This is a genomic window from Rhodoferax sp. (genome assembly GCF_018063565.1).
Lineage (GTDB): Bacteria > Pseudomonadota > Gammaproteobacteria > Burkholderiales > Burkholderiaceae_C > Rhodoferax.
On sequence record NZ_JAGPBB010000014.1, the window covers coordinates 1 to 14,947 of the forward strand.

Consider the following 14,947-nt stretch of genomic DNA (forward strand, 5'->3'; position numbering starts at 1 on the left):
ATGCGCGGTGCGCTTTTGGTCCAGGAACCCGGCGGCAACAGGGCCGGTACCGTGCCGACCGAGGTGTCCACCGAAGTCCAGCGCTTGCGCGCCTGCAGTTGCGGGTGTGCCCAGACCTCGGCCATGGAGTTGACCTGGGCGTTGGCAATCTGCGCCGCCTCCAGGCGTTGCACCACCTGGGCTGCCGTGATTGTGGAAAACCCCTGCACGATCAGTGCATACAACGCGGTACGCTGCGCCACCCGTTTGGGGTTGCTGGCAAAACGCTCATCCGTGACCAATTCCGGCTGCTGCAACACCTGCTCACAAAAGGCTTTCCACTCGCGTTCGTTTTGCAGACCCAGCATCACCGTTTTGCCGTCACCGGCGGGAAACGGGCCATAGGGGTAAATGGTGGCGTGGCTGGCGCCGGTGCGCTGCGGCGGTGCGGCACCGTCCAGGCTGTAATACAGGGGGTAACCCATCCACTCGCTAAGGGCTTCGAGCATCGAGATATCGATGTGCTGACCCTCGCCGGTTTGCTGGCGATGCATCAGCGCAGCCAGGATATTGGTGTAGGCGTACATGCCCGCTGCGATGTCGGCAATCGACGGCCCGGCCTTGGACGGTGTGTCTTCGGTGCCGGTCACCGACACAAAACCGGCCTCGCTCTGGATCAGCAGGTCGTAGGCTTTTTTATCGCGGTAAGGGCCGTTGTCGCCATAACCCGAAATGTCACAAACGATGATGCCGGGCATGGCGGCGCTCAATGCCGCATACGAGAGCCCTAAGCGGGCGGCGGCACCGGGCGCCAGGTTTTGCACCACCACGTCGGCGTCTTCCTCGATCAGACGTTTAAGGATTTTTTGCGCCTCAGGGTGTTTCACATCGAGTGTCAGGCTTTCCTTGCTGCGGTTGGTCCAGACAAAGTGCGAGGCCAGGCCACGCACGCGCTTGTCGTAACCCCGGGCAAAGTCGCCCACGCCTGGGCGCTCGATCTTGATGACGCGCGCGCCCAGGTCAGCCAGCTGGCGGGTGGCAAACGGCGCGGCAATGGCGTGTTCCAGCGTGACGACGGTGATGCCTTTGAGGGGTTGCATGGTGAGTCCTCAGGCGATGACCGCGGTGGCATCCATCGTTAGCCAACCTTCATGGTCTTTGGCCCACAGATGGATGGTCTTGCCGTCAGCGCATGGCTCGCCACAGACAAAGAACGGGTGGATGTCAAATACCGGGCGCACGGCACGGAATTCATAACGCAGCACCTGGGCCTCGGGCATCTGGTGGCGCAGCAGGTCGAGCAGCAGCGTGGCCACCATCGGACCGTGCACGATCAGACCGGGGTAGCCCTCGACCTCGGTGACGTATTTCCGGTCGTAGTGGATGCGGTGGCCGTTAAAGGTCAGTGCCGAATAACGAAACAGCAGCACGTCATCGGGCACCCATTTCTTTTCCCAGGTTGACGCTGCTGGCGCCGCCTTGGGTGCGGGTGCCACGTCGTCAGATCGGGCAGCCTCGCGGTAAACGATGTCGTGGAACTCGGTCAGCGCAGTCTCGGCCTCGCCTTCGCGGCGAATCTCGTGGCGCACCTTGACAAACACCAGTTTGCCGGTGCGACCCGACTTCTCCGTCACATCCGCGATGATCGAGGTGCGCTCCAGCACGTCGCCAATGCGCACGGGTTGGTGAAAAGTGAACTGACTGCCGGCCCACATGCGCCGCGGCAGCGGCACCGGCGGCAGAAAACCACCACGTTTGGCATGACCATCGGCGCCGATCTCCGATTGACGGTAGAGCGGCAAGAAGTACAGCCAGTGCCACAGCGGTGGCAGCGGCGTGCCGGGCACCGGGCGATCGGCCTCGCGGTCAAAGGTGGCAGATAACGCAGCGTAGGGCGTGGGGGTGGCCGTATCGCACACCCGCTCGCTGCGACCAATCCAGTCAGTCAGGTTCATGTTTCTGTTTCCAATATAAGCAGAGAAGCCATCAGCACTTGTTCCATAAGGGCTGGAGCACGATTTTTTACATCATTCCCAGCGTTTTTGGCAGCCACAGGGTTAGTGGCGACCAGTAGGTGACCAGTACCAGAAAAGCCAGCATGGTCAGCAGCCAGGGCCAGACGGCCACGGTGAGTTCGGTAATCCCCATTTTGGTAATGCCCGAAGCCACATACAAGTTCAGCCCCACCGGCGGGTGGCACATGCCAATTTCCATGTTCACTGTCATGATGATGCCGAAGTGGATCGGGTCGATGCCCAGCTTGATGGCAATCGGGAACAAAATAGGTGCCAGGATCAGGATGATGGATGAGGGCTCCATGAAGTTGCCGGCGGCCAGCAGCAGGATGTTGGCGATCAGCAGGAATCCAAGTGGCCCGAGTCCTTGTGACAGCATCCAGCCGGCCATTTCTTCAGGCACATGCTGGTATGACATCAAGAACGAGAACAACGCTGCATTGGTGATGATGTAGAGCAACATCGCACTCATGTTGGCTGACGATACCAAAACCTTGGTTACGTCCTTGAGCTGCATGTCTTTGTACACATAGATAGCCACGACGAAGGAGTAGACCGCCGCCACGGCAGCGGCTTCGGTGGGCGTGAAGACCCCGGAGTAAATGCCGCCCATCACAATGAACACCAGCAGCACGCCCCAGAATGCCTCGCGCAATGCTTTCCAACGCTCGGCCCAGCTGGCCTTGCGCTGGCGCGGGTAATTATTCTTGCGCGCGATATACCAGGTGGTGACGCCGAGCAAAAAAGCCAGCACCAGACCCGGAATGACACCGGCCATGAACAGCGCACCAATGGATGAGTTGGTGGCCACGGCGTAAATGATCATGGCAATCGATGGCGGAATCAAAATGCCCAGTCCCCCAGCAGTTGTCACCACGCCAGCGCCAAATTTCATCGGATAACCGGCCTTGACCATGGCGGGCAGCAGAATCGAGCCGATCGCAACCACAGTGGCCGGTGACGAGCCTGAAATGGCGGCAAACAGAGCGCAGGCCACCACGCCCGACAGGCCCAGTCCACCATAAAAGTGGCCCACCATGGAGGTGGCAAAGTGAATCATGCGCCGGGCCACGCCACCGTGGGTCAGAAAATTGCCCGCCAGGATAAAGAACGGAATCGCCATGATCTCGAACTTCTCGATCCCGGTAAACAGCTTGAGCGCGACCGATTCAATGGGTACCTGCGTGAACAAGTAAAGGAATGAAAGAACGGTGAGGCCGAGAGAAATCGAGATCGGCATGCCTGTCAGCATGAGCGCGATCAACAGAAACAGGATGACGGCGGTGCTCATGGCTTTTTGCTCCCTTTCGAGTGACCAGGATGCACTGCGTGCAATTCGTGCGGGTGAAATTCGTCGGTGACGTCCGCTTCATCGAGCCCATCGACATGGCTGTGGTCATGGTGCGGCAACTCACCAGTACGAGTAAAGGTGTACGCCACCTGCAAAAACCGGAAACACATCAGGGCCGTACCCAGTGGAATGGCTGAATAAACAATCCAGGTTTGCCACTCCAGATCAGGTGTGGTTGGGCCAGGGAACATGCTCTCAGAGGCTTGACCCAATACGTGCATGAAAGCATAGTGGGCGCCGTTTTCCCAGACAAAACGCACCCCGAGCACCGCGACGATAAAAGTAAATAGCGCACCCGAAAGCAGACCAAACAGCACAAACCAGCGTCGCTTTTGTTCACTCAGTCGGTTGATCAGCACATCCACTCCGACGTGAATGCCGGTACGCACACCGTAGGCCGCGCCAAACTTGGCCATCCAGACAAACATGATGATGCAAAGCTCTTGCGCCCAGGACATGTTGATGGCAATGGCCAAGTCCTGAATCACCGGGATTTGCCAGGATGCGAGAAAACGGTGCACCACGGCCGTGAAGATCACCAGCGTTGCGCCAGCGATGAGGAACGCAATCAGCAGTTCTTCGAGTCGGTCAAGAATTTTCATGGGGGCTCCAGACGGTTGGCGCGCACGAAGCATCGTGGGCATGCCGAATTCGGCGTGCCCAAAGCTGCGTCAGAACGCGAGAGCTGCTTACTTGGCCGATGTGGCCCGGACCGAGTCGATGAAGGCTTTGCCGCCGACCCGGTCGGCCATCTCGTCATGCACCGGCATCATGGTCTTGGCCCACAATTCCATCTCCGCCGGTGTGGGGGCATAAACGGTTGATTTGCCGGATGCCTTGATGGCGGCCAGTGATGCAGCCTCGTCTTTTTCAGCCACGCTGTCGTTGAATTCAGTTGCGTCCTTGATGGCCCCTTCAAGCGTGGTGCGGATACTGGCCGGCAAGCCGTCCCAGAACTTCTTGTTGGCCACCACCACGTAGTTGCTGATGGTGTGGTAGCTCAGGGTCACGTGTTTTTGCACCTCGTATTGCTTTTGCGTGTACAAATTGGACAAGGGGCCCTCGGTCCCGTCAACCACGCCGGTTTGCAGTGCTTGATAGACCTCGGAGAACGCCAGGCTTTGCGGCTGTGCGCCAGCCGACTTCATGATGGCGGCGTTGACCTTGCTGGAGTTGATGCGCATCTTCAGGCCCTTCATGTCAGCGGGCGTGCGGATCGGCTTGTTGGCACTCATCACGCGAAAGCCGTTGTCCCAATACGCCAAACCAGTGACACCACGGGTTTCGAGCTTTTTGAGCAGCCCAGCACCACCCGAGCCGCGGGCAAAGCGGTGCACCGCGTCAATGTCCTTGAAGATGTAAGGCAGATCAAACACCTCAAATTCCTTGACCCCTAGGGGGCCGAACTTGCCAGGCACCGGGGCCAGCATCTGTACCGTACCCATTTGCAGGGCCTCCAGTTCCTCCTTGTCCTTGAACAGAGAACTGTTGGCAAACACCTCAACCTTGACCTGTCCTTTGGTCCGTTCTTCAACGATCTTTTTGAAGTATTCAGCCGCCTGTCCCTTGGGCGTGTCAACGGCAGCGACATGCGAAAACTTGATGATGATCGGCGATTGAGCTTGCGCTAGCGCTGTGACTGGCAGCAGCAAACTTGCGGATGCGGTCAATGCGACCAGGGTGCTGAGCGCAGGGAGCAGAGTTGCGGTAAAGCGTCGGCGGGTCTGGATGTACATGTCTTGTCTCCTGATGTTGTCAAAAATGGGTGTTCTGGGTGAGCTGCCGTTTGTTCGTTATGGAAAGAACTGCATGGCACGGGGTCGGATAATTACGCAATCCTGGATGTCTGTGAATTGCATAGTTCTGATCGATTGATCCACAATAAGCATCAATAGAACGAGGAAGACACGATGGCCATGAACTTTGACTTGAACGATTTGCTGGCTTTTCGGGCGGTGGCCGAACTCGGCAATTTCCGCAAGGCGGCCGAGTCGGTGCACATCTCACAACCAGCTTTCAGCCGACGCATTGACAAGCTGGAAGAGGCGCTGGGCGCGCGCTTGCTGGAGCGCACCACACGCCGAGTCAACCTGACCACGGTGGGGCGCGACTTTGATCGCCAGCTGCGTCAGATTCTGGACGCACTCGACACCACCCTGCTGGGCATTCGCGGTGTGGCCGCCACCCGCATGGGCGAGGTCACCGTGGCCTGTGTGCCTTCAGCGGTGAACTACTTCTTGTCGGGGGTGATTGCGGCCTACCACCAGCGCTATCCCAAGATTCGCGTCAGGATCATGGATGACAGCGCCAACGAGGTGTTGACGGCGGTCGCGCGCGGAGAGGCTGATTTTGGGCTGAACTTTGTTGGTTCACAGGAGAGCGATGTCGAGTTTGAACCGCTGCTGGAGGAGCACTTTGTCGCGGCCTGCCGGCGTGATCATCCCCTGGCGGGCAAGCCGCAGGTGAGCTGGCTTGAATTGGCGCAGTACGACTACATTTCGGCCGGCAAGACCTCGGGTAACCGCCTGTTGCTGGACCAGGCACTGGCAGGTGCAGTTGGTAAACCGCACAGCATGTACGAAACCCAGCATGGCACCACCATGATTGGTCTGGTTGAAGCCGGACTCGGTGTGGCCGTGGTGCCGTCCATGGCGATGCCGGCCGCTGACCACCCGCTGCTGGTCAGCGTGCCGCTGGTGGATCCGGTGGTCAAACGCAAGATGGGTCTGATCAAACGGCGCTCGTCGGTGCTGACACCGGCAGCGCAACAGCTCTATGACTTGTGCGCCGAAATGCAGGTCAAGTCCAGGCAAACAACGGCCCTCGAGACACCTTGATCTGCATCCAGCCGCGTGTCACGCCATTGAGTCAGAACAACAGTTCACGCTGACTCTCAAAATGCCGGGCCAGACCACTCACCGGATCCACAAATTTCAGGGATTTGGCCAGCAGCTGTAACGGGCGGGCATGGTCGAGTTGCCCCTGCGGCGTTAGCACCGGGTACAGCCCGTCGTTCAGAATGGGCAAGCCTAGCGCCAGCATGTGCACCCGCAGCTGATGGCGCTGGCCGGTCACGGGTCGGAGCCGGTAGCGTGCCAGCTCACCCCGTACTTCCAGCACCTCGATATGCGTGGTGGCGTTGGGAGTGCCCTCGACCTCGCGCTGCAACATGAATTGCCCGGCCTCCTGGATACGGCTCTGGCGCTTTTGCGGCATGGGCACATCGGCACGCCAGGGCGCGATGGCCTCGTAGCACTTGCTGACCTGATGCTGGCGAAACAGGGCGCTATAGGCTGCGCGGCTGGCCCGTTGCTTTGAAAACAGCACCAACCCGGCGGTGTCGCGGTCGATCCGGTGGATCGGCACCAGATCATCGAGCCCGAGCTTGCGTTTCAAGCGCACCAGCACGGTCTGGTTCAGATAGCCGCCGCTGGGCACCACCGGCAAGAAATGCGGTTTGTCGACCACGAGCAGATGCGCGTCTTCAAACAGCAGCACCTCGTCAAACGGAATCACTGGCTCGTCGGGTACCTCGCGGTAATAGAACAGGCGCGTATGGGCCGGGTAGGGCGGCTGGCTGGCCTCCATCGGCGTCACAGGTTTGCCGTCCTCGCCCAGCACCTCACCGCGCGCCAGACGGTCGAGCCAGGTTGGGCGCGCCACGTTGGGAAAGCGCTCGCTCAAAAAGTCCAGCAGCGTCGGCCAGGGCCCGGCGGGCAGGCCGACGCAACTCGGTCCCACACCGTTGCGGGTGGGCGGCTTAAATCCGCTCAAACACCAGGTCCCAGACGCCGTGACCGAGCTTGAGACCCCGGTTTTCAAACTTGGTGAGCGGGCGGTAATGTGGCCTGGGGGCGTAGCCGTGCAGTTCCGGGTGTGCCGCGGTCGCGGTGTTTTTCAACTGTGGCTCGGCCCCCAGCACGTCGAGCATCTGCTCGGCATAGGGCTGCCAGTCGGTGGCGCAATGGATGTAGCCGCCCGGCTTGAGGCGTGCGGCCAGCTTGGCCACCAGCGGTGCCTGGATCAGGCGGCGCTTGTTGTGCCGCGCCTTGTGCCACGGATCAGGGAAAAAAATGTGTACGCCGTCCAGGCATTGCGCCGGCAGCATGTGGTCAATGACTTCGACCGCGTCGTGGGCGCAGATGCGGATGTTGTGCAAGCCTTGCTCGCCCATGCGTTTGAGCAGTGCGCCCACACCGGGTTGATGCACTTCGCAGCATAAAAAATGGGTCTGCGGCAATGCGGCTGCAATGTGTGCAGTGGCCTCACCCATGCCAAAGCCGATCTCCAGGACAATGGGCCGATTTTCAGGGTCATTTTGCCCTTTAGCGCTTTCTGAATCTGCATAAGCAGCTACAAAATCAATAGCTTTTGGCTGATACGGCAGCAAGAACCTGGCCCCCAGCTCTGCCAAGGCCTTGGTCTGCCCACTGGTGATGCGCCCGGCGCGTCGCACAAAACTCTTGATGTCCTTGGGGTGGGCTACGTCTTGTGGGGCGGATTTGCGCAGCCGTGGCTGGCGCGGCGCATCGGGCAATGCAGCTTGCGGGCGGGTTGGGGTGGTATCGTTCACGGGGCGCGATTGTAGATTTGCCAGACCGCGGCACTTGACAGGAGCATTTCATGGCCTCAGACCAGCGATTTATGGACTATGTGATCGACCAGATCGGTGCGGCTGGCCCGGTGTCGTGTCGCAAGATGTTTGGTGAATACGCGGTGTATTGCGACGGCAAAGTGGTGGCGCTGGTGTGTGACAACCAGTTTTTTCTTAAAGCCACCGCCGCCGGTCGCGCGCTGCTCGAGGTGGTGCACGAAGCAGCACCCTACCCGGGTGCCAAAGCCTGTCTGCGGCTGGATGACCAGTTGGACGATCAGGCGTTGATGGCCCGGCTGGTGCGCGCCACGGCAGATGCATTGCCGGCCGCCAAACCTGCCAAGCCGCGTACGCCAGGCCGAAAAGGCGGCAGCTCTTAAGCGAACTTTTGGCGCCATTGCGCCACCCAATGCTGTAGCAAGTCTGGTGTGCTGCCGCTGGGCCGGCTGAGGTCCAGCGCGGCGGCGGCATCGTGCAGCGCCTGTTGAACGTCCCGGTCGCTGCATGTCCGGACCGCCTGGGCACCGTTCTGTTTGCTCAGTTTTTCGCCATTGACACCCAGTACCAGCGGCGTGTGCAGGTAACTTGGGGTGGCCAGGCGCAGGGCGTGCTGCAGCAGGATCTGGCGCGCCGTGTTGTCCGCCAGGTCTTCACCTCGCACGACATGGGTCACGCCCTGCGCAGCGTCGTCCAGTACCACCGCCAGCTGATAGGCAAAACAGCCGTCGGCACGCTTGAGTACGAAGTCGCCCACCTCGGTGCTGACGTTTTGTTGCTGTTGCCCAAGCCGACGGTCGTTCCAGTTGACAGTGGGGTCAGGCACCCACCGGTGCGACACTTCTGTGACTAAATTAGTAGCTTGAAACCGTTGTGAGGTATGCGCTTGAGGCCAAATATTGTCCAGACTATTGGTCCTGAACCGCCAGGCGCGCGGCGCCTTGCCTTGCAAGCCGGGGCGGCACGTGCCGGGGTAGATCAGCTCGGCATGACGGGATTTGACGGTTTCGCCAGCGGGCTGTGCGGCAGCGATGTCCTTGCGGCTGCAGCCACAGGGATAGGCCCAGCCGCGTTGCGCCAGGTCGTCCAGAGCGCCCTGGTAAACGCTGTCACGCCCGGACTGGTAAAGCAGTGGGCGGTCGCTGTGCAGACCACACTGGGCCAGCTGTTGCAGGATAGTGGCATCCAGCCCCGGCTGGCAGCGCGTGCGGTCGACGTCTTCCATGCGCACCAGCCATTGCCCGTCGTGCGCCCGGGCGTCGAGCCAACTGGCCAGCGCCGCCACCAATGAGCCGGCGTGCAGCGGCCCGGTGGGCGAGGGCGCAAAGCGACCGACGTAGCCGCTGCTCACCGTCGTACTGTGTTGCTAGTTCAAAGGGCGGCCAGAGCCAGTTCCAGTCCCGACACAAAAGCATCCTCGACCCGATGCCCAAGGCACCAGTCACCGCACACGCCAAGGCCTTTCCTGGCGTCCCACAAATGGCTTTGGCCCAGGGGCTTGAGGGTCTTGGCGTACAACCAGCGCTGGCTATCGACATGGGCAGGCTCGGCCCGGATACCGGTGATTTCGGTGAATGCCTTGAGCAGCTTGGCCTCGGCCCGCGCCGGGTCGTCGTGCAGATGTTCCTGTGACCAGGCGGGGCTGGCTTGCACCGTCCAGCGCTCGATCGGGCTGCGTGCAGGTTTGCTCGACTCGCGCGACGCCCAGGCAATGCGGTGGTGGCTGCTGCGTGCAGCATTCCATTGCGGGCCGAGTGTGGTCAGCCCTGGCTGCATCGCCTGTGGAAAAGCCAGCATCAGCGTCCAGCAGGGTGCCACCTGCACCCCGGCCATTTGTTTGACCCAGGCTGGGGCCTGTTTGGATGTCTGTAGCAGACTTTCCGCCTGGGCTGCAGGAATGGCCAGCATCACGGCATCAAAACCGGGGAACACGTGCACGGCACCGTCAAGTGCCTCGGTGCGCAGCTGCCAGTGGCGCGGGTTCATGGCGTCGCGTTCAATCTGCGTCACGCGGGTTTGCAGCACGATCTGTCCCGCCGCCTTGAGCGGCTCGGACCAGCCCGCCACCAGCGATTTCATGCCTGGCACGGCGACCCAATGGGCGTCCGGGTCGGGTTTGGCCGGGCCGCTGGCGCGACCCAGCTCGTCGAGCACTTGCACACTGTTGGCGCTCCAGCGTTTGCACAGTTCGGGGGTGGTCTGCAAGGCCAGCAAAAATCGCGGATCGCGGGCCGTGAAGTACTGCGCGCCATGATCAAACGAGCCAAAGGCGCTGTCGCGTGTGGCCATGCGACCGGCAACGCCACGGCTTTTCTCGAAGACGGTGACCCGGTGCCCGGCCTGCACCAACGTGCGCGCACAGGTGATGGCGGCCATGCCTGCGCCCACAATGGCGAAGTGTCGGGTTGCGCGGGGGGCTGTGCTCATGTTGTTTGACTCCGTGGTTGGTATGGCACCGACTTTAACCGCCCCGGTGACGCTCCAGCAAAGCGGCGCGGGTGGTGGCGTTGTCCAGCGCGTCCAGCCACCATTGCATGGCGCGGCCGCGACTGGCCTTGGCACTGTGGCGCCAGGCGTAATTGACTTTCACCAGCCGTGGCGCGTGGACGGTGGTTTTGACCACCAGCAGGCCGGCGTCGATCAGTTCACGTGCCATGCATTGCGGCACCGAACCGCAGCCCAGTCCGCGCACCTGCGCGTCGAGCTTGGCCTGCATGGTGGCCACGGTCAGCACGTCCTGTCCGCCCAGCAGACCCATGGTGACGCCGCGCCCGCGGCTGACGGTGTCGGCCACCGCCACCGCCCGGTGTGCTCGCAGGACCTCGTCTGACAAAGGCTCCGGTACTTTGGCCAAGGGATGGTGGGGTGCCACAGCGTAGACAAAGCGCACTTCGCCCAAGGGCTTGGCGGTGATGCCCGTGTTGTGCATCATGTCGGCTACGCCCAGTGCCAGATCCGCCTGACCGCTGGTCAGCGCTTCGAGAGTGCCAGACAGGGTTTCGTCACGCAAGCGGATGTGGGTGGGCGGGTTCTGCGCCAGAAAATGCTCACACAACTCCATCACCGTGGCTTTGGCAATGATGCTGTCCACTGCAATGGTGAACTGGGGTTCCCAGCCGGTGGCGACACGTTTGACCCGGTTCGCCACTGCATCGATGTCCTCCAGCAGGCGCACACCCTCCAGCAGCAGTTCCTGCCCGGCGACCGTCAGTTTGGCCTGGCGGGCGCTGCGGTCAAACAACAGCACATCGAGCGCGTCCTCAATCTGGCGAACGCGGTAGGTCAGGGCACTCGGCACCATACCGGCGGCCCGTGCGGCAGCCGCGAAACTGCCGGTCTGGGCGATGGTTTGCAACATGGACAAGGCATCCGGTGTCAGTACATTGCGTGCGGTTTGCATGGTTCGGCCTTTTGTATTCAAGCGTTTTGAATGATGCCATCAAATCCGGTGTACTGCAGCACGGGCCGGTCGCGTTACAGTTCATCGGTCCGCCCCTCATTCACCCAATGGAGAACTGCCATGATCACGCTGAGACCGTCCCAAGCCCGTGGGTATGCCGACCATGGCTGGCTCAAGTCGTTTCATAGTTTTTCGTTTGCCGATTATTTCGATCCGCAACACATGGGCTGGGGCAATCTGCGCGTCATCAACGAGGACTGGATCGAGGCCGGCAAGGGCTTTGGCACCCATGGCCATCGCGACATGGAAATCATCACCTATGTTCTGTCAGGCGCGCTGGCGCACCAGGACAGCATGGGTAACATCGAATCGATCCAGCCGGGTGAAGTGCAGCGCATGAGTGCAGGAACCGGTGTGCGCCACAGCGAGTTCAACCATGCGAAGGCGCAGACCACCCATTTGCTGCAGATCTGGATTCAGCCCAGTGTCCAGGCCGTGACCCCCAGTTACCAACAGAAGTCGTTTGCCGTTGCGGACAAGCAGGGCCGTCTGTGCCAGATTGCCTCAGCGGATGGTGCACAGGGGTCGCTGTCGATGAACGCTGATGCGCGCCTGTACGCCGGACTGTTCGACGAAGGGCAAAGCGCCACGCTGGCACTGCAACCGGGGCGTAGGGCCTACGTTTTTCTGGTGCGAGGCCAGCTCGCCGTCAACAGCCTTGCGCTGGGCCAGGGTGACGCTGCTCTGCTGGCCGACGAGGCGGCGGTGTTGCTGACGAATGCCGTCAGTGCCGAAGTTCTGGTGTTCGATCTGAGCGCCTGATTCGTTTGTTTCTTTTTTTCAAACCAAGGAGTTTTCATCATGGCAAATGTTGTCGTTGTTTTTCATTCCGGCTATGGCCATACCCTGCGCATGGCGCAGTCCGTGGCTGAAGGTGCGGGTGCTGAGCTGGTCGCCATCGACGCCGACGGCCATGTGTCTGACGTCGGCTGGGCCACACTGAATGAGGCCGATGCCATCGTGATGGGCAGTCCGACCTACATGGGCAGTGTGAGCTGGCAGTTCAAAAAGTTTGCCGATGCCTCCAGCAAGCCCTGGTTCAGCCAAGCCTGGAAAGACAAGCTGTTTGCCGGGTTTACCAACAGCGCCACCATGAACGGCGACAAGCTGTCGACCCTGCACTACCTGTTTACCCTGGCCATGCAGCACGGTGGCATCTGGGTTGGCACCGGCCTGATGCCAAGCAACGCCAAGGCCGCCCAGCGCGACGATGTGAATTTTGTGGGGTCTTTCAGTGGGGCCATGGCGCAGTCACCGTCGGACGCCTCTCCGGCTGAGATGTCCAGCGGCGACCTGGAGACGGCGCGCCTGTTTGGCCAGCGGGTGGCAGCACTGGCTGGACGTTTCAAGGCCTGAGCAGCGTGACGGGTCGGGCCAAGGGCGGCCCGGTGCTTTGCTGCGTCTTCCCGCTGCCGGTATTGCACGGCAAGAGTCCGATGTGGTGAAGCTGGCCAGTGCCGGGCGGGAAGTCACAGTTTTTTGCGCGGTAGCGAGGGCAAGGTGGCTGCCTGGTAGCAAAATCCGGTCTGTTCCAACTCTTGCTTCGACTGCCATGTTTTGCGCCATTAAACCCCCTGCACGTTTCGTTACTGTTGCCGTTTCGGCGCTGACTCTGGCCGGTGCGTGGTTGCTGACCGCTGCGGCGCAGGCGCAGGAACTCGCTTTGCTGTCCGAGAAAGACTTTCTGGCGGATATGCCGGTGGTGCTGTCGGTGTCGCGCTTGCCCCAGCGTCTCGATGAAACGCCGGGTACGGTGACCGTACTCGACCGCGAGATGATTCGCCAGAGTGGCGCGCGCGACATCGCTGACCTGCTGCGCCTGGTACCCGGGTTTCAGGTCAGCACGGCGTTTGAAAGTGGCGCGCCGGTCACCACTTACCACGGTGCCTACAACATTTTTGCCGGACGCATTGAGCTGTTGATTGACGGGCGCTCCGCCTACACCCCCTATTTTGTCGGCAATATCGCGCCCGGACTGATGGGCATCGCCCCTGCCGAGGTCGAGCGCATCGAGGTGCTGCGTGGCTCCAATTCAGCGGCTTACGGTGCCCGGGCCATTTTGGGTGTGATCAATATCGTCACCCGTCACAGCGCTGACACCCTGGGTGCCTCAGCGAATGTCAAAGCGGGCCAGAATGGCATCAGGGATGTCGGTGCCGGGTTGGGCTGGGGCGGCGATGCGGCCACTTACCGTTTGAGTGCCGACCGGCGCAGCGACGACGGGTTGCACGGCGCCTACAACCAGAATGCCGTGACGCGGCTGAATTTCCGGTCAGACATCAACCTGTCCGGGCAAGACACCTTGCAGCTTCACATGGGCGCTTATGTGATTGATGCGGGCAAGGGCAATCCGGGCGACAAGAATGATCCGGGAGGCGACGTCGACGATCCGCCGCGCGATGGTCTGTTTCGCTCCGAGTTCGCCCAAATCGACTGGCGACGTAACCTCGGTCCCGACCAGGACCTGTTGGTGCGCTTGTCGCACACCCAGGAACGCTACAGCGATGATTTCTCCTACTCGCTGCTCCCGCTCGGCATCAAGGACTCGATCAATATCGGGACTGGCGGCCGCAGTCGCAGTGACAGCCTGACCGTGCAGCACAGTGTGCGCCAGAGCGATGACCTGCGCTGGGTCTGGGGCACTGAGTTTCGAACTGAAAGGCTTGTTTCCCGGGCGTTGTTCAACCGCGACGATGCGCTGTTGACCAGGTTTAACCGGCTGTTTGGCAACGTGGAGTGGCGCTTCACGCCGGCCGTGCTGCTCAACGCCGGAGCCATGTATGAGCACAACAGCATTGCGGGCGATACCGTGGCACCCCGGTTGATGGTCAATTGGTTGGTGGCACCAGGCCATACCTTGCGTGCCGGGGCCTCGCGCGCCTACCGACCGCCCAGCAGTTTCGAGCAGTTCGGCAACGTGCGCTACAGCTGGAACGGGCATTTGCTCAGTATCAATACGCTATCGAGCGGACGGGTCAATGAGGAGCGGGTGACCACCCGCGAAGTCAGCTACCTTGGCGAGTTTCCAAAGTGGGCGTTGTCGCTGGACGTGCGTGCCTTCAAAGAACGGATGGAAGACTTCATCATCCCGGTGGCAGGCTCGCGCCCGAGGTCTTATGCCAATGACGCGGGTTTTGATATTCAGGGTGTGGAATACCAGCTCAAGTGGCAGGCCTGGCAGGGGGCTCAACTGCTGCTCAATCAGACCTATACCAAGATCGGACCCGCCCCGGAGTATTCAACAGCCGACCTGGCGGCACCGCGACTGGCCACCACACTGGCGCTGTTTCAAAAGTTGCCCGGCGACATCGAGCTGAGCCTGATGCATTACCACACCGGGATCACCCGTTTGATCGGTTCTGGATGGGACCGCCAGCCGGTGGTCAACCGCACCGATCTGCGACTGGCCAAGCGCATGCGCTGGGGTGCGCACCGGGGTGAACTGGCGTTGGTGGTGCAGAACCTCGGGCCGGACTATCGCGACTACGATCCTGCATTTTTGTTCAAGCGTCAAGCTTGGCTGGGTTTGACGCTCGAGCGCTGAGCGCATC

15 protein-coding genes are annotated in these 14,947 nt (G+C 61.0%); 5 read left to right on the forward strand and 10 right to left on the reverse strand.

Annotated features, from left to right (window positions below; genetic code table 11):
* The 5 genes from KBF66_RS05200 to KBF66_RS05220 all read right to left on the reverse strand — a co-directional run.
* The coding region (locus KBF66_RS05200) for a CaiB/BaiF CoA-transferase family protein (RefSeq protein WP_296653385.1) at positions 1–1,079 on the reverse strand (1,079 nt) is incomplete at its 3' end.
* A gap of 9 nt (positions 1,080–1,088) precedes the next feature.
* Positions 1,089–1,934 (reverse strand): MaoC family dehydratase N-terminal domain-containing protein, encoded by an 846-nt coding sequence (locus tag KBF66_RS05205; RefSeq protein WP_296653387.1) that lies wholly within the window; start codon positions 1,932–1,934, stop codon positions 1,089–1,091.
* 67 nt (positions 1,935–2,001) lie between these two features.
* On the reverse strand, positions 2,002–3,285 hold the full coding sequence (locus KBF66_RS05210) for a TRAP transporter large permease subunit (protein WP_296653389.1): 1,284 nt from the start codon (positions 3,283–3,285) through the stop codon (positions 2,002–2,004).
* Positions 3,282–3,947 carry a TRAP transporter small permease gene (locus KBF66_RS05215; protein ID WP_296653392.1) on the reverse strand — a complete coding sequence of 222 codons (666 nt, stop codon included), beginning with the start codon at positions 3,945–3,947 and terminating at the stop codon, positions 3,282–3,284. Before KBF66_RS05215 ends, KBF66_RS05210 begins: the two co-directional genes overlap by 4 nt.
* 87 nt (positions 3,948–4,034) lie before the next feature.
* Entirely contained in the window at positions 4,035–5,081 is a 1,047-nt protein-coding gene (locus KBF66_RS05220) for a DctP family TRAP transporter solute-binding subunit (RefSeq protein ID WP_296653394.1), read from the reverse strand.
* Positions 5,082–5,255: 174 nt separating this feature from the next.
* Between KBF66_RS05220 and KBF66_RS05225 the strand changes: the two genes are divergently transcribed.
* On the forward strand, positions 5,256–6,182 hold the full coding sequence (locus tag KBF66_RS05225) for a LysR family transcriptional regulator (RefSeq protein WP_296653395.1): 927 nt from the start codon (positions 5,256–5,258) through the stop codon (positions 6,180–6,182).
* Between the two features lie 31 nt (positions 6,183–6,213).
* Here KBF66_RS05225 and KBF66_RS05230 read toward each other — a convergent pair whose 3' ends face one another.
* Positions 6,214–7,119, reverse strand: a complete 906-nt coding sequence (locus KBF66_RS05230) for a pseudouridine synthase (RefSeq protein ID WP_296653398.1) — start codon at positions 7,117–7,119, stop codon at positions 6,214–6,216.
* The gene (gene trmB, locus KBF66_RS05235; RefSeq protein ID WP_296653545.1) at positions 7,106–7,882 is read right to left on the reverse strand and encodes a tRNA (guanosine(46)-N7)-methyltransferase TrmB; all 777 of its coding nucleotides are present in this window, start codon (positions 7,880–7,882) and stop codon (positions 7,106–7,108) included. Before trmB ends, KBF66_RS05230 begins: the two co-directional genes overlap by 14 nt.
* A gap of 86 nt (positions 7,883–7,968) precedes the next feature.
* Here trmB and KBF66_RS05240 point away from each other — a divergent pair, with 86 nt between their 5' ends.
* Positions 7,969–8,319: a TfoX/Sxy family protein gene (locus KBF66_RS05240; RefSeq protein WP_296653400.1), complete on the forward strand. Its 351-nt coding sequence runs from the start codon at positions 7,969–7,971 to the stop codon at positions 8,317–8,319.
* On the opposite strand, the gene gluQRS is transcribed toward KBF66_RS05240, so the two are convergent.
* From gluQRS to KBF66_RS05255, 3 genes are read right to left on the reverse strand one after another with little or no spacing between them, the layout of a single operon-like run.
* On the reverse strand, positions 8,316–9,287 hold the full coding sequence (gluQRS, locus tag KBF66_RS05245; RefSeq protein ID WP_296653403.1) for a tRNA glutamyl-Q(34) synthetase GluQRS: 972 nt from the start codon (positions 9,285–9,287) through the stop codon (positions 8,316–8,318). The two genes, KBF66_RS05240 and gluQRS, sit on opposite strands and share 4 nt — an antisense overlap.
* Positions 9,288–9,307: 20 nt before the next feature.
* Positions 9,308–10,363 (reverse strand): NAD(P)-binding protein, encoded by a 1,056-nt coding sequence (locus tag KBF66_RS05250; RefSeq protein ID WP_296653407.1) that lies wholly within the window; start codon positions 10,361–10,363, stop codon positions 9,308–9,310.
* 34 nt (positions 10,364–10,397) lie between these two features.
* A complete protein-coding gene (locus tag KBF66_RS05255; RefSeq protein ID WP_296653410.1) occupies positions 10,398–11,336 on the reverse strand; it encodes a LysR family transcriptional regulator in 939 nt (312 codons plus the stop codon).
* A gap of 120 nt (positions 11,337–11,456) precedes the next feature.
* Between KBF66_RS05255 and KBF66_RS05260 the strand changes: the two genes are divergently transcribed.
* The 3 genes from KBF66_RS05260 to KBF66_RS05270 all read left to right on the forward strand — a co-directional run bounded on the left by KBF66_RS05260 (position 11,457) and on the right by KBF66_RS05270 (position 14,940).
* Complete coding sequence (locus KBF66_RS05260; protein WP_296653412.1) at positions 11,457–12,158, forward strand: pirin family protein; 702 nt, start codon at positions 11,457–11,459, stop codon at positions 12,156–12,158.
* A 39-nt stretch (positions 12,159–12,197) separates the two neighbouring features.
* Positions 12,198–12,752: a flavodoxin family protein gene (locus tag KBF66_RS05265; RefSeq protein ID WP_296653415.1), complete on the forward strand. Its 555-nt coding sequence runs from the start codon at positions 12,198–12,200 to the stop codon at positions 12,750–12,752.
* Positions 12,753–12,948: 196 nt separating this feature from the next.
* Positions 12,949–14,940: a TonB-dependent receptor gene (locus tag KBF66_RS05270; RefSeq protein WP_296653418.1), complete on the forward strand. Its 1,992-nt coding sequence runs from the start codon at positions 12,949–12,951 to the stop codon at positions 14,938–14,940.
* The last annotated feature ends 7 nt before the right edge of the window (positions 14,941–14,947 follow it).

Excerpts from the sequence above, each read along its gene's own strand:
- KBF66_RS05205 (WP_296653387.1), bottom strand. The coding sequence starts at position 1,934 with ATGAACCTGACTGACTGGATTGGTCGCAGCGAGCGGGTGTGCGATACG.
- KBF66_RS05210 (WP_296653389.1), bottom strand. The coding sequence starts at position 3,285 with ATGAGCACCGCCGTCATCCTGTTTCTGTTGATCGCGCTCATGCTGACA.
- KBF66_RS05215 (WP_296653392.1), bottom strand. The coding sequence starts at position 3,947 with ATGAAAATTCTTGACCGACTCGAAGAACTGCTGATTGCGTTCCTCATC.
- KBF66_RS05220 (WP_296653394.1), bottom strand. The coding sequence starts at position 5,081 with ATGTACATCCAGACCCGCCGACGCTTTACCGCAACTCTGCTCCCTGCG.
- KBF66_RS05225 (WP_296653395.1), top strand. The coding sequence starts at position 5,256 with ATGGCCATGAACTTTGACTTGAACGATTTGCTGGCTTTTCGGGCGGTG.
- KBF66_RS05240 (WP_296653400.1), top strand. The coding sequence starts at position 7,969 with ATGGCCTCAGACCAGCGATTTATGGACTATGTGATCGACCAGATCGGT.
- KBF66_RS05250 (WP_296653407.1), bottom strand. The coding sequence starts at position 10,363 with ATGAGCACAGCCCCCCGCGCAACCCGACACTTCGCCATTGTGGGCGCA.
- KBF66_RS05255 (WP_296653410.1), bottom strand. The coding sequence starts at position 11,336 with ATGCAAACCGCACGCAATGTACTGACACCGGATGCCTTGTCCATGTTG.
- KBF66_RS05260 (WP_296653412.1), top strand. The coding sequence starts at position 11,457 with ATGATCACGCTGAGACCGTCCCAAGCCCGTGGGTATGCCGACCATGGC.
- KBF66_RS05265 (WP_296653415.1), top strand. The coding sequence starts at position 12,198 with ATGGCAAATGTTGTCGTTGTTTTTCATTCCGGCTATGGCCATACCCTG.
- KBF66_RS05270 (WP_296653418.1), top strand. The coding sequence starts at position 12,949 with ATGTTTTGCGCCATTAAACCCCCTGCACGTTTCGTTACTGTTGCCGTT.